Genomic DNA, 21,476 nt, shown 5'->3' on the forward strand with positions numbered 1-21,476 from the left:
TGGCTTTATGGTAATCAAAAATATGAAAGCCACCCCGGTCTCTTCCCTGTCTTCAGCACTGGATCAGCCAGGCGCCTTTGAGAAATCCCAGAGGCTGGCCCGGGTGGCACATGCGGTGAATGACGTGCGCGAAGGATGCTGGACGGCATCGGACATGCTATGGGAAATGCTTGGCCTGCCACCACAGAAAAAACCGGTCACGTATGAAAGTCGACGTGAGAAAAAGCTGCTTGGACCATACTACGAAGAGATCATTCGTATGCGTAGCGCCTGCATTCGCAACGGCTCTTCACAATCCCATGAACTTCATGCGCATAATGCCCGTACCGGTGAACCAGCCATCTTTCGTCTGGAGTTCCATCCCGAGTTGGACGAAGCTGAGAGTGTCACATCCTTCTTCCTGATCTTTTCCGATGTCACACGCCAACGACATCTTGAGCAACGTCTGAAAGATGAACGTGAGGCATTGGCAAGAGCACAACGCATCGCGCGCGTCGGGCACTTCTTTCATGACCTGTCCGATCATTCAGTCACTGGCTCAGAGATGCTCTGGGACATTCTGGGCGTTGATAGCGCTACCGGGCCCAAGACCTATGATGCTGCTGCAAAACTGTTATTTGATAGCCAGACACTCGAAACAAGCCTTGCCAGAAGAGAACACCTGCTCAGTACCGGGAAGGACATAAAATATGAAATAGAGTTGCCCCGGGTGGATACAGGTGAGAAGCGTATCTTTAATGTGGAAATCCATCCGGAAAAAGGGCCGGATGGAAAGGTGCAGCGTTTTTTCGGTGTTGTGGCTGACATAACAGATCAGAAACATCTTGAGCAAAGCCTGAGATATGAACAGAGCCTCTCGTCAAGAGCTCAGGAACTGGGGCGCGTCGGGCATTTTTATAATGACTATGTGAACAGGAGCCTGTTCTGGTCTGAAACCGTCTATGAGATTTTCGGGATAAAAGAACGCAACCTGCACCTGCTTGGTACTGAAAGGCTGCGTCCTGCCCTATTGCCTGGAGAAGCAGAAAGATTTGAAGCGGAAGGACGCCGGGCAATAAACAGCCATGAAAAATCATTTTCCTATACGTTTCATGGCAAGCGCCCTACTGACGGCAGGGTTATCTTTGTACAGAGTGATTGTACGGTTGAGTATGAAAACGGAAATGTAAAAGCCGTGCTGGGGTTTCTGCAGGACATCACAGAGCGCATAGAGGCGCAATATACGCGTGAGAAGCTGGAAGCAGCATTGCAGGAAGCACAGAAATCAGAATCCCTTAATTATTTTGCGGGCGGCATGGCCCACGAATTGTCCAACCTGCTTCAGCCAGCGGTCAGCTTCGGCACGCTTGCCAAAAATGCCGCCAGCAAAGGGGACAGCAAGACCGCCGAGCAACACATGACGCAAGCCCTGAAGGCCATCACTAGGGCAACAGACATCACCCGCAAGGCGCTGCAATTTGTACGGAACTCTCCTGCCAGCACTCAGAGTATAGAAATCCTGATCGCTCTGGAAGAAGCCCGAGCGATCCTGCGGTCCAGCTCCGGTAATATCGACTGGCAATTGAACCGCGATCTAATCGGAGTGAAAGCCGTTGCCGACACAACAGGACTGGTGCAGATACTTCTCAACCTCGTCAGAAACGCCATGGAAGCAACAGGCGACAGGGGCGACGTGAAAATCAGTGCTGCAACGCACACGGTCACAACATCCTCAACAGAACTTGCAGGTATTGAGCCGGGTGAATATGTAGAGATCTGTGTACGTGATTATGGCCCCGGTATTCCGGACAATCTGACAGATAAAATTTTCGATCCGCTTTTTACTCCTAAATCCGGCGGCATGGGCACTGGGCTGGGGCTCCCGGTATCAAAAGGCCTGGCTGAGAGATGGGGCGGCACGCTCGCCTTGCATGATACTGACAATCAAGGCGCTGAATTCTGTCTTCTGCTGCCAGTAGCAGAATAGATCGCAAAGTTTATCCCTGACGCGCCATGAAATCCTGCTGAAATTTTTCAAACTGCCCCCGCGCAATTGCCTCACGCATCCCGGACATGAGTTGCTGATAATAATGCAGGTTATGCCAGGTAAGTAGCATCGGCCCAAGATATTCCCCAGCTTTGAACAGATGATTGAGATAGGCTTTGGTATATTGTGACGAGGCAGGACACTCACTATCCGGGTCCAGCGGTGTATTGTCCTCAGCAAACCGGGCGTTTTTGATATTGAGCGGGCCATCCGGCGTCCAGGCCTGACCATGACGACCGGATCGCGTTGGCAAAACGCAGTCAAACATATCCACCCCCCTTGCCACAGCACCGACCAGATCAGAAGGCTTGCCAACCCCCATCAAGTAGCGCGGCTTGTCTCCTGGCAAGTGCGGCGTTGTAAAATCCAGCACCCGGAACATTTCTTCCTGCCCCTCCCCAACAGCCAACCCGCCGATTGAGAAGCCAGGAAAATCAAGGTCAATCAGCCCCTCCAGGGAGCGGCGACGCAGATGTTCGAATGTAGAACCCTGAACAATACCGAACAAAGCCTGTCCGGGCCGGGCCATTTCGGCAAACGCCGCCTGCGAGCGTTTCGCCCAGCGCAGGGACAGTTCCATGGACGCTTCCGCCGCATCCTCTGTAATCGGATAAGGTGGACATTCGTCAAGCTGCATCTGGATATCAGCTCCAAGCAGACACTGTATTTCTATACTGCGCTCTGGCGACAGAGCGTGAGCAGACCCATCAATATGGGACCTGAAAGTGACCCCCTCCTCCGTCATCTTTCTTAACGAGGCCAGCGACATGACCTGAAAGCCCCCAGAATCCGTGAGGATTGGCCCTTTCCATTGCATGAATTCATGCAAGCCTCCCAACCTGTGGATTCGCTCTGCCGTTGGCCGCAGCATCAGGTGGTAAGTGTTGCCCAGTATGACATCAGCGCCAGTTGCAGCCACATGCTCGGGGTGCATCGCCTTGACGGTCGCAGCTGTACCCACCGGCATGAAGGCAGGCGTGCGGATTTCACCACGCGGCGTCTTTATGGCACCAGTGCGCGCCTGCCCGTCTGTGTGCTGTACGCTGAATGAAAAAATATCCGTCTTATCAGTTGTCATGACGCTCCAGATAGCAGGCATCGCCATAAGAGTAAAAACGGTAGGCGTTTTCTATGGCGTGTTCATATGCTGCTTTCATCCGCGCCTGCCCGGAAAAAGCCGAAACGAGCATAAACAGTGTTGATCGTGGCAGATGAAAATTTGTCAGCAAGCCGTCAACTGCTCGAAACCTGAAACCGGGTGTGATGAATATATCTGTTTCATCACTGAAAGGTTGAACGCCCTCATCCGTGGCGGCGCTTTCGAGCAACCTCAATGATGTTGTACCAACACTGACAACCCTGTTTCCGGCCGCACGTGTTTCATTGATAAGACTGGCTGTTTCAGCAGATACTTCCCCCCATTCAGCATGCATCTTGTGATCTTCTGTATCTTCGGCTGTCACCGGCAAAAAAGTCCCAGCCCCAACATGCAAGGTCACGTCGGCAAGGCGCACCTTCCTGGCCGCAAGTTGCGCAAATATTTCTTCCGTGAAATGCAGCCCGGCTGTGGGCGCAGCAACTGACCCCTGCTCACTGGCAAATACCGTCTGATAGTCTTCTTCGTCCCGCTCATCGACCTGCCGCTTGCGACCGATATAAGGCGGTAAGGGCATGTGTCCGGCGTCCCGGAGCGCCCTGTCAAAAACCTCGGCGCTCATACGGAAACTCAGCTCTATTTCAGCACCAGTCCGGCTACTGACTGTAGCCTCCAGCGATGGCGAGAAGACTAGACGGTCACCCTGCTTCAGGCGCTTTGCCGGACGCGCAAAGGCGCGCCAGTTGATACACGCATCATCGTCAACTGACACAAGTTTATGAAGATTTATCTCGACCTGTATATCTTGCCCGGCTGCGTCACGAGCGAGGCGTATGCCCTGAAGAGCGGCGGGGATGACCTTGGTGTTGTTGCGCACCAGCAAGTCACCGGGCTTCAGGATGCCGACTATATCTGCAAACTGAAGATCAGCCAGCATGGCACTAACATGCAACAACCGCGAAGCAGAACGTGGTGATGCAGGCCGCAGTGCAATCAGCTCTTCTGGAAGATCGAAATCAAAGTCATCCACGCGCATTCTGGGCAGGCTCACTTAAATAACTGAAACATCGCTACGCGAAGCCGAACCATAATGGGTGCGCATCGGTCAAAACCGAAACGCTCCACAACCCACGAGTTTTAGACTGAGACCTGTTCAGAGAACAGCTCAGGCAGCCTTGCGGAACTTGACGATCTTCGTGGGGGTCGCCGGCGGCTCGCCCTTATTGATGGCATGTACATTTTCAATGCCTTCAATCACCTTACCCCAGACAGTGTATTGGCCATCAAGGAAAGACGCATCATCTAGGCAGATAAAGAACTGACTGGAAGCAGAGTCAGGGTCCTGAGCGCGCGCCATGGAGCAGATACCTTCCGCATGGCTCACATCATTGAACTCCGCCGGAATATTCTCGTCTGCACCGCCCATGCCGGTGCCATTAGGACAACCGCCCTGCGCCATGAAACCGTCAATAACCCGGTGGAAACTCAAGCCATCATAGAAACCGTCTTCCGCAAGACGCGTGATTTGCGCCACATGCTTTGGCGCTTTATCCGGATACGTCTCTATGACAATATTACCTGCATCAGTCTCAAGTATCAGATTATTCTCGGTCAAAGCTCTATTTCTCCATTGATTTTGGTTGGTATTCTAATGTTACAGACATCTTTCACATACCCATCCTGTGTGATCTCGGCACCAGCAGAAAGATAGTTACGGAATTCTTGACCGTCTGTACGCAGGACTTCCACATAGTCACGATCTTCAACCGGCACATCGCTACCAAGTCGCATACGTACAATTGGTGTTGGTCTCTCTGGCGGCTCGCCTCTGTTGATACGGCGAGCATTTTCAAATCCGTCAACAATGCGCCCCCAGACGGTATATTTCTGATCCAGCGAACCTCGAGAATCGCCAAACATCAGGAAGAACTGACTGTTAGCGCTGTTGGGGTCGCCAGCACGCGCCATGGACATCACGCCGCGACAATGCATCCCCCAAAGCGCAATATTATCTTCAACCAGAAAGTCTTTCATGGTTTCAGGCTGGGCTGCCACTGGAATAGGCCCGATAAACCCAAGCCGTGGTGAGCGGGCATCTCTACCAATCGCAGAAAAGCCGGTCGCTGCAGCTTCTGTTGCGTCACGCATGAACTCTGCTTGAAGGTTGGGGAGATCAGACGAGCCTGTCCCTGTGCCAGTGGGATCGCCGCCTTGGGCCATGAACCCTTCAATCACGCGATGGAACAACAGCCCATCATAAAAACCCTGGCGTGTCAGAGTCTTGATACGCTCCACATGCAGCGGGGCAAAATCCTCGCGCAACTCAATAATGATCCGTCCGCTTGGCAGATCCATGAACAAAAGGTCATCCGGGTCGACATAGCGCCAGGCATTTTCAGGCGCGGCCTGAACAATCTCCTCAGGTGTCGCGGCAGAAGCAAGGGGTGCTGCAAGGGCCAGAAATGGAAGTGCGGCAACAGCAGCCAGTATTTTTTTCTTGAAACGCATTAGGGTCAATCTCCTCCGATGCCCGCCAGAACAATGGGCATAATTAACCCAACTTATCGCAAGCGGCTAGAGTGGATGCTGCTTTGAAGCTCTTAATTACCAAATTTTTCGTTTAGCCTGCTGGCAACGTCTGCCGGCACAAAACTGGTAATATCCCCTTTCAGTCTGGCAATTTCCTTCACCAGCTTGGATGCGATTGCCTGATGGTGCGGGTCAGCCATGAGGAAGACCGTCTCGATCTCATCATTGAGGAAAGAATTCATACCAACCATTTGAAATTCATACTCAAAATCGGCAACAGCCCGAAGCCCGCGAATGATAATGTCGGCCTTCAGTTCCTCTGCAAATGACATGAGCAGTGTATCAAAGGGCACGACCTTGATGACTGAATTGCTCCCATCACTCAGAGCTTTTGTTTCGGCCTCGACCATTTCCACCCGCTGTTCGAGAGAAAAAAGTGGTCCCTTGTCGCGGTTTATCGCCACGCCGATATAGAGTGTATCAACCAGCTTGAGTGCGCGACTGATGATGTCCAGGTGTCCATTTGTAAGAGGGTCAAAAGTGCCAGGGTAAAGACCCGTCCTGCTAACCATCATCCTCGCCCCCCTCTTCCTCACTGATTTCCGGCACATGCTCGACAGAGACAACTTTCTCATCGTCTCTGGTCTTCAGAATGGTTACACCCTGCGTGCTGCGCCCAGCGATACGGATATCTTCTACATTTGTGCGGATAAGCTGCCCACCATCGGTGACGAGCATGATCTCGTCGGCTTCTTGTACCGGGAAAGAGGCCGTCACGCGACCGTTTCGCTCATTCGTGGCAATCGCAATAATGCCCTTCCCGCCACGACCTGAAGTCCGGTACTCGTAAGAAGAGGAGCGTTTACCGAAACCATTTTCAGTGACGGTCAAAATAAACTGCTCGCGCACCTGCAACGCGGCGATACGCTCGTCAGAAAGGACTGTATCCGTCGCCTCCTGAGAGCCGCTATCACCGTCATCTTCTTCCGGATGGCTCGCCTCACCGGCAATCGCCCGGCGCATGGCTGTTGCATATTTGAGATAGGCTTTGGCTTCATCAGATGTAATTTCAACACCATCCAGAATGGCCATTGAAATAACCCTGTCGTCCCCGAGGGCAGATGTTTCATCCAGTCGGATGCCACGCACACCCGTTGATGTACGCCCGGTAAACACACGTACAGCGTCAACCGGGAAGCGGATGCAGTTGCCGCTGGATGTCGTCAGCAGCACATTGTCTGTCTCCCGTGCCAGCTGCACACCGACAATCTGGTCGCCCTCATCCAGCTTCATGGCGATCTTGCCGTTGCGGTTGATCTGGGTGAAATCAGAGAGCTTGTTGCGCCGAACACCACCAGAGCCCGTGGCAAACATAATGTCCATCTGCGCCCAGTCTCGTTCATCTTCCGGCAGCGGCAGGATCGTCGTGACACGCTCACCCTGTTGCAGCGGCAGCAGATTGACGAATGCCTTGCCACGCGCTGACGGCGCCCCTTCCGGCAACCGCCAGAGCTTCATCTTGTACACCATGCCTGATGACGTGAAGAACAGCAGCGGCGTGTGGGTACTGCCGACAAAAAGCTGAGAGACGAAATCCTCGTCCTTCATTTTCATGCCTGCCCGTCCCTTCCCGCCGCGCCGTTGTGCACGATAAGTCGAGAGCGGTGTCCGTTTGACATACCCCCCATGCGTAACCGTCACGACCATTTCTTCACGGGCGATCAGGTCTTCATCCTCCATCTCGAAACCGGCATCAATAATCTCGGTACGGCGTGGCACAGCAAACTGCTCACGCACCTCCGCCAGTTCATCGAGAATGATCTGCATGACGCGAGAACGCTTGCGCAGGATGTCCAGATAGTCCTTGATTTTCTCAGCCAGGCCCTTCAGCTCATCACCAATCTCATCGCGGCCCAGCGCTGTCAGACGTTGCAGACGCAAATCGAGAATGGCCCGCGCCTGCTCCTCGGACAGTTTCAGTGTGCCATCCTCCTGCAGGGAGTGGCGCGGATCGGCCACAAGAGCCACCAGTGGTGCAAAATCCTTGGCCGGCCAGTTGCGTGACATTAACTCCTCGCGAGCCGTTGAGGGGTCCGGTGCCCGGCGAATAAGCGCGACAACTTCGTCAATATTAGCCACGGCGATCGCCAGGCCAACCAGAACATGGGCCCGGTCACGGGCCTTGCGCAGTTCAAACTTCGTGCGACGGGTCACAACTTCTTCGCGGAAGCCGATAAATGATGTCAGCACGGAGCGCAGGTTCATCTGCTCCGGGCGCCCCCCATTCAGGGCGAGAATGTTCGCGCCGAAGCTGGTCTGCAACTGAGACTGCTTGTGAAGGTTATTCAGCACCACATCCGGCACGGCATCGCGTCGCAGTTCGATCACAACCCGGATACCGGTACGATCGGACTCATCGCGCAGATCAGCGATTCCTTCGATCTTCTTCTCACGGACGAGCGCAGAAATTTTCTCGATCATCTGCGCCTTGTTCACCTGATACGGCACGTCATGCGCAATAATCGCCATCCGGTCTTTGCGGATTTCCTCGATACTGGTGCGCGCTCGCATGATAATGGAGCCGCGCCCGGTCAGTAGCGCTGAACGCGAACCTGACTGACCAAGAATCTGCGCACCCGTCGGAAAATCAGGCCCAGGCACAATCTCCAGAAGGTCTGCATCAGGCAAATCAGGATTATCAATCAGGGCAACCGTCGCATCAATGATTTCCCCCAGATTATGCGGCGGGATATTGGTCGCCATGCCCACGGCGATCCCGCCGGCACCGTTGACCAGCAGGTTCGGAAAACGGGCGGGCAGTACGACCGGCTCTTTTTCCTTGCCATCATAATTGACCTGGTAATCGACCGTGTCCTTCTCAATATCGGCGAGAAGCGAGTCAGCGGGCTTGGCCATCCGCACTTCTGTGTACCGCATGGCGGCTGGCGGATCGTTGTCTATGGAGCCGAAATTCCCCTGACCGTCGAGAAGCGGCAGGCTCATGGAGAAGTCCTGCGCCATACGCACAAGCGCATCATAGACAGCCTGATCTCCATGAGGGTGATATTTACCAATCACATCACCAACAATCCGGGCGGATTTGGAATATGGCTTGTTCCAAACCTGTCCGTTCGTTTGCATGGACCAGAGAACACGCCGGTGCACGGGCTTGAGGCCGTCGCGCGCATCAGGAATGGCGCGCGAGACGATGACGCTCATGGCATAGTCCAGATAGGACTTGCGCATCTCGTCTTCTATGGAAATCTGCTGGATATCTTCACCGGGCGGGAGTCCGCCAGGATTTTCCGGCGATGAATCGTCGTTTTTATCGTTCACATTAAGTCCGTTAGAATCATTGCGTTTTTTCTCAATTATTTTAGCATTTTAGTTGGTGGTGCCGCAAGCAATGCGACAGACTTTTACATTACGTGCGTATCTGGCAGATTTGCCCGGAAGGTTATGATGAAAAACATGCTGCAAAAAAGAATGGTGACGGCGGCGGCTCTGGTCATGACTGTTGTTGCCTGTGCCCCTGAGCAACAGACATATCGCGGCGAAGCAGACCCACTTCTTGAAACACTGGCCCCCGCAGCAGGCGCAACAGCGAGTGCGAAGTTCATTTCCCCTGATGGTGAATTTCTCGGCAACGTCACCATGAGTGACAGTACCAACGGCGTGCTGATCAGGGTGGACCTGAAAAACCTTCCCCAAGGGTGGCATGGCATCCATCTCCACCAGATTGGTGACTGCGGTGACGGCTCGGAGGGCTTCAAGGCGTCCGGCGGACATATCAACCCGGACGGTAATGCCCATGGCCTGTTAAACCCGGACGGCTATGAACGCGCTGATATGCCGAACATATATGCCGGGGCAGATGGCCGCGCGACAGCAGCCTTCTTCAATTCCTATGTGCGTCTCAACAACAGCGAAGATGTTGCCGAAACCGTCGGCTTCGGCGCCGTTCTTCTGGACACAAACGGTTTTGCCATGGTTGTGCATGAAAATGCTGATGACCATCAAAGTCAGCCCATTGGCGGGGCCGGACCACGCATCGCCTGCGCCGCATTCAACTGACGGGAGCTTCTCATGGGAAAGTCAGACAACAAGACCGTCGCCACCGACGCAGATGTTACGGCCTTTCTTGAAGCCGTCGAACCGGAAAAACGCAGGCGCGACGGCTTTCGTGCTCTTGAGATGCTCAAACGTGTCACCGGTCACGAGCCCAGAATGTGGGGGCCAAGCCTCATAGGCTTCGATGAATATCACTACAAATATGAAAGCGGTCGCGAGGGCGATTTCCTTGCGATCGGCTTCAGCCCGCGCAAAGCCAACATGGTTTTCTACCTGATGCCCGGCTATCAGGATTTCGGCCCGCAACTGGAGCGCCTCGGCAAGCATAAGCTGGGCAAGAGCTGCCTCTATATCACGGACCTCGACAAGGTCGATATGTCCGTACTGGAAGAAATGTGCACCAACGCTTACCAGTATATTGTGGACAATTATCACTAACCATCAAAGCCTGCGCCTGACCTGCCCCAGGTATATTCGCAACATGAGAAACTGACAGCCGTTTCCCTGAGCAAAATGACCAAAGGCACGACGGTTTTGAGGCGGTCCCAAAAGACTTCCCAAAAAACTTATGTGCCCCCCTCTGTCATGGCCTATTGTCCTTCGCAGACCAACTCTAGAGAGGGTGAGGCAGATCAAAAGCCCAACAAATGTGGCTGTCACATCATGGTGTCTTTTTGTGAGCTGCCAGAAGTGTCATGTCAGGCACTTCAATAACAGGAGTGCGACCAATGAGCGTTAGACCCATCAAACTGAGTTTCCCCGGCGCATCTGGTGCTGATCTTGCGGCGCGGCTGGATTTGCCGACCGGGCATATCCGCGCCTATGCGCTGTTTGCCCACTGTTTTACATGTTCCAAGGATCTCATTGGTGCGCGCAAGATATCAGAAGCGCTGACCCGTCAGGGCATTGCGGTCATGAGATTTGACTTCACCGGGCTGGGTGACTCAGGTGGCGATTTTGCCTCGACGAATTTCTCGACAAATCTTGCCGACCTGGCCAGTGCGGTTTCGTTCCTGCGCGACACATATAAAGCACCGGCGATTTTGATCGGCCATTCCCTTGGTGGCCGCGCCATCCTCAGCATGGCAGCGGATGTGCCGGAGGCTAAAGCAGTGGTGACGATCGGCAGCCCAGAAAGCCCGGCGCATGTGACCCATCAGTTCGCCGAGCAGCTTGATGTCATACGCAAGCAGGGAGAAGCTGCCATCAGGCTTGGGGAGCGCCCCTTCACGATCCGGCGGCAGTTCCTGGATGACCTGGAAAAGCATTCCCTCGCCGATATCAGTCGCCAGCAGCACTATGCCCTGCTGGTCATGCACTCGCCCACTGATACAATTGTCGGCATAGAGAACGCCACGGGCATTTTCACCAGTGCCAGGCACCCGAAAAGTTTTGTATCCCTCGATACGGCAGACCATCTCCTCTCAAACAGGAAAGATGCCACTTATGCGGCCACAGTGATTGGTGGCTGGGCCAGTCACTATATAGATGATGATGAAAGTACCGAGGAGGAAGAAACAGAAACCGGTATCGTGGAATTGAGCGAAACCGGCCTTGGTAAATTTCAGAACACGGTGCGTGTCGGCCCCCATAAACTGCTGGCAGATGAGCCGCTGGATATGGGTGGGCTTGGCTCTGGCCCCTCGCCTTACGAGTTTCTTTCGACCGCACTGGGCGCCTGCACAAACATGACCCTGCGCATGTATGCTGACCACAAGAAAATCCCCCTTGATCGTGTCGCCATCAGGGTGCGCCACTTCAAGACCCATGGTCGGGACAGCGAAAGTGCAGCGGGAGACAAGGACGCGCCGGCGGCAAAACTGGATCATTTCGAGCGGGAAATCGCGCTTGAGGGGGATTTTGATGATAAAACCCGCGCAAGATTGCTTGAAATCGCGGATAAATGCCCCGTACACAAGACGCTCGAAACGGGCGCAAAAGTGCTCACCCGTGATGTCACCGAGGCAGGAGAGACAGATGACCAAGGCAGCAGCTGATTGCGACAATATGGACGAAGTGCGTGTTGAAATAGATCGCATTGACGCTGCGCTGATTGATCTGATGGCGGAGCGCTGGGACTATGTGGACCGTGCATGGCAATTGAAGACAAGCCCGGCAGAAGCAACAGTGCCCTGGCGCATCCAGCAGGTCATTGACAAAGTGCGTAGCCGGGCGGAGGCGGGCGGCCTGCCCCCTTCCCTGGCGGAAGCTCTCTGGCGCCAGTTGATAGGCTGGGGCATTCAGTATGAAGAAGAAAAACTGCGTGACCGGCACAAGTGACAGAACATCCCGATATCCCCTCACCGCTTTCACCTGTTCAGCAGGCCGCGAAGGCTTTTATCGAGAGCGAGCATCCGCTTTTCACCAAACTCGGATTGAAAGCAACGCGCATCTCTGAAGGAGAGATCAGTTTCCGTCTCACGATTCCACCGCAATATAGCGACGGTGACCATGTTCACAGCGGCATCATGGCCATAATGCTGGACACAATTCTCGGCAATGCTGTCTGGACCTCGCTTGACCGGTTTGTCCCCATCGCAACGATCAATCTGAAAACTGATTATTTCACCAAGGTTTCACCGAATACGCCACTGATCTGCAGCGGCATCTGCGAGGGTATTCGTGATGACGTTGCCTATAGTACAGGGCGCGCCATGATCGCAAAAACTGGCGAGCTAGTGGCGATGGCTGCGGGCACGTTCATGGTCGGCACCCGCAGCAAATCCAGGTCACGATTATGAGTCGCAGTATGATCCCCACACTCCCGCACAATGTAATCACCAGACTGGAGAGCCGCATTGCCGCATCTGAAATGGCTGGCTGGCTCAACCTGTCTGTAACACTGGAGGATGACACGCTGATTTATCATCTCGGGTTCGATGAAGCGCATATCGGTAATCCGGTTATTCGCGCCATTCATGGCGGTGTGGTTTCAACATTTCTGGAAACGGCATCCTAGTATGAAACATATGCCCGCCTGCCGGAGGATGTCGACATCAATGTTACCAGCGTTCACACAAATTTTTTGCGCTCAACAACGCCGACAAATGTTCATGGCAGCGTTTCCATTCACCGGCTCGGGCGTCGTTTCGGATTTCTTGCGGCGACCTGCTGGCAGGAAAACAGAGACAATCCCGTGGCAACAGCGGAAACAGGCATCCGCATCAAGCGCCCGGAGGAAGTATCAGTCACGGCAGGCAAGGCATAATTCTGTAGCTGGATCAATCAATAGTCTCTGCTCGGCTATTTCTTCCTCACATTCCTGACACAGACCATAATCGCCACCCTCAAGGCGGTTCAGGGCACGCTCTATGCGGGCAAGGTCACGTTGGCGCAATTTCTCCTGAGCCTTCGCCATGGCCTGCTGCTGCAAGGCATCCTGCCGCGACAGGCGACCAACAGACTGCTGGTCAAGTTCAACAGGCTTGCGCGCATCTGAAGCGCGGCGCGATAGATCAAGCAGGTCGCGCTTTCGCTCTTCCAGCAGGCCGCGGAATTTTTCGGGATCAGAGGGCATCACCCCTGCTTTTCCCATCTGCCCTGTACTGACTGTCGCCAGTATGTTGGCTGATGTTCGCTGCCTTTCAGGTCTTTCCAAAACTGTCGTGCCTTGTTCAGGGCATTTTCATCAGCACCATCAAAAATGGATATGCACCGTGTCAAATGCTCGATTTCAGCCAGTTCCACCTCGGCGCCTTCGACCAGAAACAGAAGGTCCCGGTTCGCATCCAGGTCAGTTTCAGTTGTCAGCCAGACCGGATGATCCGTACTGTCCCCGGCAGAGCCATGCGGGAGAAAACTCTCGTCAGCATACGTCCACAGGAGATTTTCGAGATGCTCCAGCTTGTCATCAGCCCCAACACGGACCGTTGCCCGCCAGCCTCTTTCCAGTGTTTTTGCCAACAGATCAGGCAAAACCGTTTCCAGCTTCGCCTGTTCAAGATGGTAAAAAAGCACTTCCGCCATGAGCCTTGCAGGCCTCAGCTTTCGTAATTGGCCCGGATGAATTCATCCAGCAGGCGCACACCATAACCAGCACCTCCTTTAGGGCAGGTCGGCTTGTCCTTGGTCTGCCAAGCCATACCGGCAATATCCAGATGTGCCCAGGGTATGTCATCACTGACAAACCGCTTGAGGAATGCCGCCGCACTGGAGGAACCACCTTCCCGGCCGCCGATATTCTTCATATCCGCAATGTCGGACTTGATCATGTCATCATGGGCTTTGCCAAGCGGCATCCGCCATAACTCTTCCCCTGTGGCAGTGCCAGCATCAGTCAGTGCCGTAACAAGCTCATCATCGGGCGAGAAACATCCACCATATTCATGTGCCAGAGAAATGATGATGGCTCCTGTCAGGGTCGCCAGATCAACTATAGCCGCTGGCTTGAACTTTTCCTGTGTATATGTGAGCGCATCAGCCAGCACCAGACGACCTTCGGCATCAGTATTCAGCACCTCGATTGTCTGGCCGGACATTGACGTGACAACATCACCCGGACGCTGGGCATTGCCATCCGGCATGTTCTCTACCAGTCCGATAATGCCGATGACATTGGCCTTCGCTTTCCTGCCTGCCAGCGCCACCATCGCACCAGTGACTGCAGCAGAACCACCCATGTCCCATTTCATGTCCCACATGCCGACAGGCGGCTTGAGAGAAATACCACCAGTGTCAAAGGTAACGCCCTTGCCGACGAAGCAGACCGGCTTCTGGCCTTTCTTGCCGCCCATCCATTTCATCACAACGAGCTTGCTTTCGCGAACAGAGCCCTGACCCACGCCAAGCAGAGAGCCCATGCCAAGCTTTTTCATTTCCTTCTCGCCAAGCACACTCACTTCAAGTCCCAGAGACTCCAGGTCCTGACAGCGTGCTGCATACGTTTCCGGGTGCAGGATATTTGCTGGTTCCGACACCAGATCACGCGCACAGAAAACGCCATCTGCAACCTTATCAAGTCCGGCATATGCTTTCTTGGCATCCGTGGCCTCGGGAGAACTGACGGTGACTTTGGTTAGGCTGGGCAGCTCTGATTTCTCTGCTGTCGTCCTGTAGGCATCAAAAGAATAGGCACGCAGGCGGGCTCCATACGCCACAGCAGCGTGAAGGTCGCTCGCATCCACAGCATCGTTGTCGAACCCGTCAAGGGCAAAAACCAGGCTCTTTTCAGCGCTGCGGAAATACCGCGCCACAGCCTTGCCCCCCAGGTTTTGGGCTTCAAGCAAAGTCATGTCTTTTCTGTTCCCGGCTCCGATCAACAAAATGGCGCTATTGCTGATCCCATCCGGCCCGGTCACTTCGACCTGCTGACCAGCTTTGCCGGAAAAATCTGCGGCTTTTTCGGCGCGCATCAAAGCGCCGCCCGTCTGGTCATTCAGTTCGGTAAAAGCTGAGCTGCGATCCTCGTTTGCATATACCGGCACGATAACAGCGCCGGACTTGGGCAGTGAGGATTTTGAGAATGTGATCATGAGGCTCTCTCCATTGTCGTATTTTGTCAGGCAATTACCTGAATTTCATTCAGACGCCAGTTCGATTTGTTTGCGCACAACGCCGATTGTGTTAGGCCAAACAGCGGTCTAGTCTGGGTGTGGGACATGACATTCTGCGTCAGATAAGTATAGAGGTTTGTGTGAACCAGCTGGACAGATATATTTTCGCGCAGAGTCTGAAGCCGCTCGTCATCATGACCGCCTGCGTAACAGCTATCGTATGGCTGACACAGATATTACAGAAATCAGAAATCATGGTGGAAGATGGGGGCAGCTTCGTCGCTTTTGCCCGCGTCTCAATATTGATCATCCCCAATCTGCTCTCGGTGATTACGCCGTTTACCGTATTTGCAGCAACGATCTACACATTGAACAGACTCAAAACAGACAGCGAATTGCCAGTCATGTCGGCAACCGGCGCAAGCACACTCAGGGTCGCAAGACCGCTCCTTTTGCTGGCGCTGGCAGGCACTGTCCTGACCTTTTATCTGAATCTGGATCTGATGCCCAAAAGCTATCGGCAACTGAAGCAAACAGTTTATGAGGTACGCACCGACATTGCACATTCTCTGGTGCAAAGCGGTGTCTTTACGACTGTGAGTTCCGGCCTGATGATTTATGCTGAAGAAGTCAGGCCCGGTAACCAGTATCTTGGCATTCTGATCCATGACCGGCGCAAAGCCGATGAGCCTGTCACCTATATGGCCGAAAGTGGTCTCTATCGTGACACCGAGACAGGCCCGCGCCTTCATCTGGCACGCGGCACAATCCAGCGAGAAGCCGCTGACGTAAATGGCGTGAACATTGTAAAATTTGATGAGACAGCCGTCGATCTGCGACCGTACCAGAAGCCGGCTGAGCTAGCGTATCTTGAGGAGACGGAGCGATACATCTCAGAGCTTCTCACACCGGACATGAGCAAAGCCTATGACCGGGAACAGGCTGGTGTGCTTGTCGCTGAAGGTCATGCGAGACTGGCCACACCGTTTTATAATCTGTTATTCGCTCTCATTGCCATGGTCGCCCTCCTCAAAGGCGGTTTCAACCGCTTCGGCTATGGGCGCCGTATTCTGATCGCTATTGCTGCGGTCCTGTTCTTCCGGGTAACAGGTTTTGCCCTGCAAAATGCAGCAGCAGCCACTGCAAGCCTCAACATTCTGCAATATCTGTCGCCATTTCTGGGCATTGGTGCCTGTCTGGGGCTTTTGATCGGCAAACCACGCCTGGGACTGAGGCACCATAAAAACAGCGTCCATGCGATGGGGGGGACATGACCCTGCCGCTGACCATGTACCGTTATCTTACGACGCAGGCGGTGATCGGCATCGTCGGTCTGTTCCTTATCCTTTCCGGGCTTATCCTGCTTATCGATCTAATCGAAAGCCTTCGGGAAGTCGAAAAAATTGAGGCTGCCGGTTTTGATTTCGCCCTGAAACTTACCCTCCTGAGAGCGCCGAAACTGGCCCTGACCCTGACGCCATTCATTTTTCTGTTTGGGGCCATGTGGGCATTTTATCAGCTCAACAGGCGCTCAGAGATTGCGGTGATGCGCTCCGCCGGTATGTCGGTATGGGCCATCATCAGCCCGGTAGCCGTTTTGTCTTTCTGCCTTGGAGTGATCGTATTGACGCTTCTGGACCCTCTGGCTTCCAGAATGTCAGCACAAGCTGATGCTGAGAAAAACAGCATCCGCGGCAAGAGCACACAACTGCTGACAACCGTGGAAGGGGATATCTGGGTCAGGCAGCGTAGCGATGACCTTGCGCTTATTCTTCACGCCGGGAGTTATGACCTCGCCAATCGCACTCTTTCAGATGTCTCTATCTGGAGGCGAGATCTGCAAGGGGTTTTCATCGAGCGATGGGATGCTGAAAAAGTATTGCTCGAAAACAAGGAATTCGTCCTGACAGACGCCTATCGCAGTCGACCAGGTGACACCACACCTGTTCTCGTCGCGTCCGAGAAAATACCCTCGGCCTTCAATCTGGAAGATTTGCGAGAAGACATTGCAAAGCCCGACAGCCTGTCAATCTGGACACTCAGGGACTTCATGCAGGTCATCGAAGACGCAGGACTGCCTGTTGTTGCCTATCAACTCCGATATCATGACCTCATTTCACTACCCGTGAAGCTGGTAGCAATGGTACTTATTGCAGCCCTCTTCTCCATGCGGCCTCTGCGAAGCGGTGGAACCCTGCCGCTTATCCTGTCCGGGATCGCCGCAGGCTTTCTGCTTTTCATTACCTCGGAGCTATCCAATGCAACTGCCGAAGCACAGGTCGCCCCGGTCTGGCTTGCGGCCTGGGCACCAGCGGCCATCGCTGTGTTGTTGTCCCTTACGATGCTCCTTTACACGGAAGACGGATAGGCCGGTGGCTCAGATTTTTCGAAAATCACATTCATTTACGCACCAGGTTTTGCGCGAGTCACTCTACCTGACAGGTATGGTCTTGCGTTGTGCCTTTTTGAAGCCGCTCCCGCGTAAACTTGTTGCTGTAGCCGCAGCGACAGTTACGGCGGCGTCAGCTATTGCCTATGCCCAACTGGCCCCCAATCGCGACGAGATTGTTCTATTCGAGGCTGATGTCGTAAATCGATCGAGTACCGAAAGTCCGATCATCGCAGAAGGGAATGTAAAGGCCTATTTTGGGGAGCAATTCCTGACTTCTGACAAGGTTATCTACAATCCTGCCACAGACATTGTTATCGCCGCTGGTAATGTTTCCATCACGGACACGGATGGGCTCACATATTTTGCCGATGAAGTAGAACTGACCGGTGACCTAGCAGATGGGATAGCGACCAATTTTTCCGCCATGCTGGAAAACAACTCCAAGCTGGCTGGCAACACGGTCATCAAGACCGGTGACGAGAAAAATGAACTCTCCCGCGCTGTTTATACTTCCTGCGAGGTCTGTTCCGAAAGCGGTAATGAAAAACGACCGACATGGCAGGTCAAGGCTCTCAGGGTTACGCAGGATAAGGAAGATGAAGTCATTCGTTTCAGGGACGCACGGCTCGAAGTGCTTGGTGTCCCGGCACTTTATCTGCCCTATATGCAAATTCCCGAACCTTCCGTGGAAAGACAGTCCGGCTTTCTGACACCGGATTTTGGCACAACAACACAACAGGGTTTTTACCTTGAAACGCCGTATTATATTGCCATCTCCGACTCCCAGGACGCGACCGTTTCAACCAAGGTTATGGAGCGCCAGGGCGTACTTTATATAGGCGAATACCGTGCCAAGGCAGCGCGTGGCGAAGCTGTCCTGCAAGGCGGCATAATCGACACACGTGAAAAGGAAATACTCGAACGCGCGAACTCAATTGGCGATCAGAACCCAGATGGTCGTTCGGTCCCGGGCACGCGATTCCATTTCTTTGGTGAAGCAGAGTACAGGTTACCTGGGGAATGGCGTGCTGGATTTGACGCGAATTATGTCTCCGACAAGTTTTACATTCTCACATATGATGTTCTGCCGCGTGGCGATTTGCGCAGCGCGCGTGGGGTGTTTCGCCCTGATCGACTCACCAACAATGTCTATCTGAAACGGCGCACGGAGAATACACTCTTCTCAGCCGAGTTCCTCGGTTTCGAGTCCTTACGGATAACAGAAGACAATGATAATGTGGGTCATGCCCTCCCCCGCATCCAGTATAATGCAAATATTTTTGGCACTCCGTTAATTGGTGGGCAGACGAATTTCAATGCCAGCTTTGTCGCCTTGGCGCGCAATGATGGTGTCTCAAGCCAGCGTATAACCATGGCGACTCAGTGGGACAGGATATTCACCTCCAGTGGCGGTCATCGTTTCAAACTGTATGCGGAGTTGCGTGGCGACGCCTATAGTTACAGCCGATTGGATAGAGGCAGCGAGCTCTGTAACGATTTCGATTCAAGAAATACTGCAACCGGGCAAACTGATTTTGAAGCTTGTCTTGAAACATTCCCCGGTCAGGGGCAGGAAGAGTCTACATCCAAAAGCAGACTTCTGCCAACGGCTGGACTTGAATGGTCTTATCCTCTGGTTCGACGCAACGAGAATTCGACCATTATCATCGAACCAAAAATTCAACTGATTACGGCGACCGATGAAGACTTCAACAGTGAACGCTTCGATATAGATGGTGACCGATTTCTGCTGCCTGAAATCGTCAATGAGGACTCCCAGTTCTTCCAGTTCGATACAACAAGCCTCTTCGATTGGAACAAGTCATCTGGGTACGACCTTTGGGAGAATGGTAACAGAGCCAATATTGGCCTGAACGCCTCCGCTGTGTTCGACAATGGTCTCTCGATGAAGGGCGCGATTGGCCAACAGTTCAGGGATCAGGAAACAACCATATATGAAGCCTATGGGCTGACGCCAGGCCTCGGCGCGACCGAATCGGATATTGTCGGCTCGTTCCGTTTAAGTAAGCGTGGTCTGTTCAACTTTGATAACAGATTCAGGTTCGACAAGGACGATGCCAGTCTGCGGCGCGCCGAGAGCAATTTCACTGGCCGATTTGGCCGCTTTGCAACCAATCTCTCTTATGTCAAAGTTGAAACAATTGAAGTTGACGAAACAGAGAAAAATAACGAGTTTCTCGTCAGCGGAGTATCTTACAATCTCACCGACAACTGGACGGTTGGCGCGCGCCAACGCAATAATATATCAAGAGGGAACGTGACCCAGCAGGTTATTTCTCTCGGATATCGCGACGAATGTAGCAGGCTGCTACTCGCTTATCGCATCGATAATACCAATGCAGGTGGGTTGGAATTTGGCGACTCATTGACAATCAATCTCGAACTAACAGGTTTTGGTAATTAATTCAGTTGGTTAGCTGGAAAACTCCCCATTTTGCTCAACCGTGCCAATTTGAGATTTACGGCTTTTTCACGCTGCATCTGCTTGCACATCATGCTTAATGCGGTATTTTCCAGAACAATCTGAAATGACAAGGTACGCTCAAATATGGTGTTTGCTCCAAAGTCCATTCTGTCTTCTGCCGCTACAGGTCTGTTGGCTTTAATCTGTGCGACCTCCGCGCAGGCACAGGAAGTACAGGCCACGGAGGCCGTCGCTGCCACTGTCAATGATGAGATGATCTCGACATTTGACGTGTCGCAGCGCATGCGCCTCATGCTGCTCACATCCGGTGGTCGGATACCGGAGTCGGCATATCCGCAACTGCAAAAACGTGCCTTGCAAGACCTTGTGGATGAGAAAGTGAAGCTGCAGGAAGCTGGTCGTCTGGAATTTCAGATCAGCCCTGAACAGGTTGAAGAAGAATTCGGGCGGATCGCCGCTTCGGTTGGCGCCACAATCCCTCAGTTGGAGCAACAGCTGCTCTCTCAACAAATTGCCCCTTCTACGCTGCGCGATCAGTTGCGCTCTCGCCTTGTCTGGCAGCGTCTTGTTGCTGCCCGCTACCGCGACAGAGTGCGCGTGAGTGACGAGGAAGTTGACGAAGTCATGGACCGCCTGATGGCAGACACGAGTAAGGAACAATATCTTATTTCAGAGATTTGCCTGCCAATTGAAGACAACGACAGTTCTCAGGAAATCTACAATGCCGGCATGCAGATGATTGAGCAGATGCGCAACGGCGTGCCCTTTGACGCCTTGGCGAGGCAGTTCTCATATTGCACATCAGCCGCAAATGGTGGTGACCGAGGCTGGACCAGCCTAGCAGAAATGGAGCCTGAGCTGGCAACCGTTGTCGAAAAACTCAATGAAGGCAGTGTTTCTATTCCAACACCGCATGATGGTATGATGCACATTATGGCGGTGCGCTCCAAACGCGAGCCAAAGGTTGCCGGCACGAAAACCTACGAAGTCGCTTATGCGGGAGCGCCATTATATGTTGGCGAACAGACCGCACGCGAAGCCTTTGCTAAACTGAACCAGACGAATGTCTGTGCCGGTACTGGCGAACTCAGCATCGACCTGGGGTCTGATATTGGCGTGACACTTCTATCCAATGTGCCCGAAGATGCGATGGAACTTCCTTTCCGTGCGCCAGTCGGCGCTCTTGAAAGAGGTGAGGTTAGTGACGTTATCACAACAGCCAACGGATACCATGCCTTGCTGTTATGTGCGAAAGACGAAGGCTTGGGCCTGCCGCCACGTGAAGCGATTGAGGACAAGCTTTTTGCAGATCAGCTGGAGTTGATTTCGCGCCGATATCTGCGTGACCTGAAGCGTGACTCAGCTGTCGATATGCGCCTGACCAGCCAGACAGAACCCACAGACGACAATTCATAAGTTTCTGA

21 protein-coding genes are annotated in these 21,476 nt (G+C 53.4%); 12 read left to right on the forward strand and 9 right to left on the reverse strand.

Translation table 11 applies throughout. The features are described 5' to 3' along the window. Positions 1 to 22: 22 nt before the first annotated feature. Positions 23 to 1,966 (forward strand): PAS domain-containing sensor histidine kinase, encoded by a 1,944-nt coding sequence (locus RAL90_RS08025; RefSeq protein ID WP_306253998.1) that lies wholly within the window; start codon positions 23 to 25, stop codon positions 1,964 to 1,966. Between the two features lie 10 nt (positions 1,967 to 1,976). Here the strand turns inward: RAL90_RS08025 and tgt are convergent, their stop codons facing one another. From tgt to gyrA, 6 genes are all read right to left on the reverse strand, one after another. Beyond that, a complete protein-coding gene (gene tgt / locus RAL90_RS08030) occupies positions 1,977 to 3,104 on the reverse strand; it encodes a tRNA guanosine(34) transglycosylase Tgt (RefSeq protein WP_306253999.1) in 1,128 nt (375 codons plus the stop codon). Next, entirely contained in the window at positions 3,094 to 4,158 is a 1,065-nt protein-coding gene (gene queA, locus RAL90_RS08035; RefSeq protein WP_306254000.1) for a tRNA preQ1(34) S-adenosylmethionine ribosyltransferase-isomerase QueA, read from the reverse strand. Before queA ends, tgt begins: the two co-directional genes overlap by 11 nt. Before the next feature lie 129 nt (positions 4,159 to 4,287). Beyond that, on the reverse strand, positions 4,288 to 4,737 hold the full coding sequence (locus RAL90_RS08040; RefSeq protein WP_306254001.1) for a peptidylprolyl isomerase: 450 nt from the start codon (positions 4,735 to 4,737) through the stop codon (positions 4,288 to 4,290). After that, entirely contained in the window at positions 4,734 to 5,630 is an 897-nt protein-coding gene (locus RAL90_RS08045; RefSeq protein WP_306254002.1) for a peptidylprolyl isomerase, read from the reverse strand. The genes RAL90_RS08040 and RAL90_RS08045 overlap by 4 nt, the downstream gene beginning before the upstream one ends. A 92-nt stretch (positions 5,631 to 5,722) precedes the next feature. Continuing rightward, entirely contained in the window at positions 5,723 to 6,223 is a 501-nt protein-coding gene (coaD, locus tag RAL90_RS08050; protein ID WP_372340455.1) for a pantetheine-phosphate adenylyltransferase, read from the reverse strand. Further along, the gene (gyrA, locus tag RAL90_RS08055; RefSeq protein ID WP_372340456.1) at positions 6,216 to 8,897 is read right to left on the reverse strand and encodes a DNA gyrase subunit A; all 2,682 of its coding nucleotides are present in this window, start codon (positions 8,895 to 8,897) and stop codon (positions 6,216 to 6,218) included. The genes coaD and gyrA overlap by 8 nt, the downstream gene beginning before the upstream one ends. 225 nt (positions 8,898 to 9,122) lie before the next feature. On the opposite strand from gyrA, the gene RAL90_RS08060 reads away from it, so the two are divergent. From RAL90_RS08060 to RAL90_RS08090, 7 genes are all read left to right on the forward strand, one after another. Continuing rightward, positions 9,123 to 9,725 (forward strand): superoxide dismutase family protein, encoded by a 603-nt coding sequence (locus RAL90_RS08060; protein ID WP_306254005.1) that lies wholly within the window; start codon positions 9,123 to 9,125, stop codon positions 9,723 to 9,725. Positions 9,726 to 9,737: 12 nt separating this feature from the next. Continuing rightward, positions 9,738 to 10,160: a DUF1801 domain-containing protein gene (locus RAL90_RS08065; protein WP_306254006.1), complete on the forward strand. Its 423-nt coding sequence runs from the start codon at positions 9,738 to 9,740 to the stop codon at positions 10,158 to 10,160. A 290-nt stretch (positions 10,161 to 10,450) separates the two neighbouring features. Further along, entirely contained in the window at positions 10,451 to 11,719 is a 1,269-nt protein-coding gene (locus RAL90_RS08070) for a bifunctional alpha/beta hydrolase/OsmC family protein (protein WP_306254007.1), read from the forward strand. Continuing rightward, positions 11,700 to 12,002 (forward strand): chorismate mutase, encoded by a 303-nt coding sequence (locus tag RAL90_RS08075; protein WP_306254008.1) that lies wholly within the window; start codon positions 11,700 to 11,702, stop codon positions 12,000 to 12,002. Before RAL90_RS08070 ends, RAL90_RS08075 begins: the two co-directional genes overlap by 20 nt. After that, the gene (locus RAL90_RS08080) at positions 11,999 to 12,463 is read left to right on the forward strand and encodes a PaaI family thioesterase (protein ID WP_306254009.1); all 465 of its coding nucleotides are present in this window, start codon (positions 11,999 to 12,001) and stop codon (positions 12,461 to 12,463) included. Before RAL90_RS08075 ends, RAL90_RS08080 begins: the two co-directional genes overlap by 4 nt. Next, entirely contained in the window at positions 12,460 to 12,681 is a 222-nt protein-coding gene (locus RAL90_RS08085; protein WP_306254010.1) for a hypothetical protein, read from the forward strand. The genes RAL90_RS08080 and RAL90_RS08085 overlap by 4 nt, the downstream gene beginning before the upstream one ends. 36 nt (positions 12,682 to 12,717) lie before the next feature. Continuing rightward, a complete protein-coding gene (locus RAL90_RS08090) occupies positions 12,718 to 12,930 on the forward strand; it encodes an acyl-CoA thioesterase domain-containing protein (protein WP_372340457.1) in 213 nt (70 codons plus the stop codon). Here the strand turns inward: RAL90_RS08090 and RAL90_RS08095 are convergent. Genes RAL90_RS08095 through RAL90_RS08105 form a run of 3 tightly spaced genes read right to left on the reverse strand, consistent with a single transcriptional unit; the run spans position 12,907 to position 15,193 of the window. Beyond that, positions 12,907 to 13,239 carry a TraR/DksA C4-type zinc finger protein gene (locus RAL90_RS08095; RefSeq protein WP_306254012.1) on the reverse strand — a complete coding sequence of 111 codons (333 nt, stop codon included), beginning with the start codon at positions 13,237 to 13,239 and terminating at the stop codon, positions 12,907 to 12,909. The genes RAL90_RS08090 and RAL90_RS08095 overlap by 24 nt on opposite strands. Continuing rightward, positions 13,239 to 13,688, reverse strand: coding sequence for a DNA polymerase III subunit chi (locus RAL90_RS08100; RefSeq protein ID WP_306254013.1), 450 nt, complete (start codon positions 13,686 to 13,688; stop codon positions 13,239 to 13,241). The genes RAL90_RS08095 and RAL90_RS08100 overlap by 1 nt, the downstream gene beginning before the upstream one ends. A gap of 14 nt (positions 13,689 to 13,702) precedes the next feature. Next, positions 13,703 to 15,193 (reverse strand): leucyl aminopeptidase, encoded by a 1,491-nt coding sequence (locus tag RAL90_RS08105; RefSeq protein ID WP_306254014.1) that lies wholly within the window; start codon positions 15,191 to 15,193, stop codon positions 13,703 to 13,705. Between the two features lie 161 nt (positions 15,194 to 15,354). On the opposite strand from RAL90_RS08105, the gene RAL90_RS08110 reads away from it, so the two are divergent. From RAL90_RS08110 to RAL90_RS08125, 4 genes are all read left to right on the forward strand, one after another. Beyond that, positions 15,355 to 16,488: an LptF/LptG family permease gene (locus RAL90_RS08110; protein WP_306254015.1), complete on the forward strand. Its 1,134-nt coding sequence runs from the start codon at positions 15,355 to 15,357 to the stop codon at positions 16,486 to 16,488. Further along, positions 16,485 to 17,582, forward strand: a complete 1,098-nt coding sequence (lptG, locus tag RAL90_RS08115; protein WP_306254016.1) for an LPS export ABC transporter permease LptG — start codon at positions 16,485 to 16,487, stop codon at positions 17,580 to 17,582. The genes RAL90_RS08110 and lptG overlap by 4 nt, the downstream gene beginning before the upstream one ends. Positions 17,583 to 17,586: 4 nt before the next feature. Next, positions 17,587 to 20,031, forward strand: a complete 2,445-nt coding sequence (locus tag RAL90_RS08120) for an LPS-assembly protein LptD (RefSeq protein WP_306254017.1) — start codon at positions 17,587 to 17,589, stop codon at positions 20,029 to 20,031. A 144-nt stretch (positions 20,032 to 20,175) separates the two neighbouring features. Then, the gene (locus tag RAL90_RS08125; RefSeq protein WP_306254018.1) at positions 20,176 to 21,468 is read left to right on the forward strand and encodes a peptidylprolyl isomerase; all 1,293 of its coding nucleotides are present in this window, start codon (positions 20,176 to 20,178) and stop codon (positions 21,466 to 21,468) included. Positions 21,469 to 21,476: the final 8 nt, after the last annotated feature.

Origin of the sequence: Parvularcula sp. IMCC14364 (assembly GCF_030758415.1) — a bacterium.
In the GTDB taxonomy this organism is placed as follows: domain Bacteria; phylum Pseudomonadota; class Alphaproteobacteria; order Caulobacterales; family Parvularculaceae; genus Aquisalinus.

Bases quoted from the DNA above. Each gene is read 5' to 3' on its own strand.
- RAL90_RS08045 (WP_306254002.1), bottom strand. From the start codon at position 5,630: ATGCGTTTCAAGAAAAAAATACTGGCTGCTGTTGCCGCACTTCCATTT.
- coaD (WP_372340455.1), bottom strand. From the start codon at position 6,223: ATGGTTAGCAGGACGGGTCTTTACCCTGGCACTTTTGACCCTCTTACA.
- queA (WP_306254000.1), bottom strand. From the start codon at position 4,158: ATGCGCGTGGATGACTTTGATTTCGATCTTCCAGAAGAGCTGATTGCA.
- RAL90_RS08125 (WP_306254018.1), top strand. From the start codon at position 20,176: ATGGTGTTTGCTCCAAAGTCCATTCTGTCTTCTGCCGCTACAGGTCTG.
- lptG (WP_306254016.1), top strand. From the start codon at position 16,485: ATGACCCTGCCGCTGACCATGTACCGTTATCTTACGACGCAGGCGGTG.
- RAL90_RS08025 (WP_306253998.1), top strand. From the start codon at position 23: ATGAAAGCCACCCCGGTCTCTTCCCTGTCTTCAGCACTGGATCAGCCA.
- RAL90_RS08060 (WP_306254005.1), top strand. From the start codon at position 9,123: ATGCTGCAAAAAAGAATGGTGACGGCGGCGGCTCTGGTCATGACTGTT.
- tgt (WP_306253999.1), bottom strand. From the start codon at position 3,104: ATGACAACTGATAAGACGGATATTTTTTCATTCAGCGTACAGCACACA.
- RAL90_RS08105 (WP_306254014.1), bottom strand. From the start codon at position 15,193: ATGATCACATTCTCAAAATCCTCACTGCCCAAGTCCGGCGCTGTTATC.
- RAL90_RS08100 (WP_306254013.1), bottom strand. From the start codon at position 13,688: ATGGCGGAAGTGCTTTTTTACCATCTTGAACAGGCGAAGCTGGAAACG.
- RAL90_RS08085 (WP_306254010.1), top strand. From the start codon at position 12,460: ATGAGTCGCAGTATGATCCCCACACTCCCGCACAATGTAATCACCAGA.
- RAL90_RS08070 (WP_306254007.1), top strand. From the start codon at position 10,451: ATGAGCGTTAGACCCATCAAACTGAGTTTCCCCGGCGCATCTGGTGCT.
- RAL90_RS08075 (WP_306254008.1), top strand. From the start codon at position 11,700: ATGACCAAGGCAGCAGCTGATTGCGACAATATGGACGAAGTGCGTGTT.
- gyrA (WP_372340456.1), bottom strand. From the start codon at position 8,897: ATGCGCAAGTCCTATCTGGACTATGCCATGAGCGTCATCGTCTCGCGC.
- RAL90_RS08065 (WP_306254006.1), top strand. From the start codon at position 9,738: ATGGGAAAGTCAGACAACAAGACCGTCGCCACCGACGCAGATGTTACG.
- RAL90_RS08095 (WP_306254012.1), bottom strand. From the start codon at position 13,239: ATGCCCTCTGATCCCGAAAAATTCCGCGGCCTGCTGGAAGAGCGAAAG.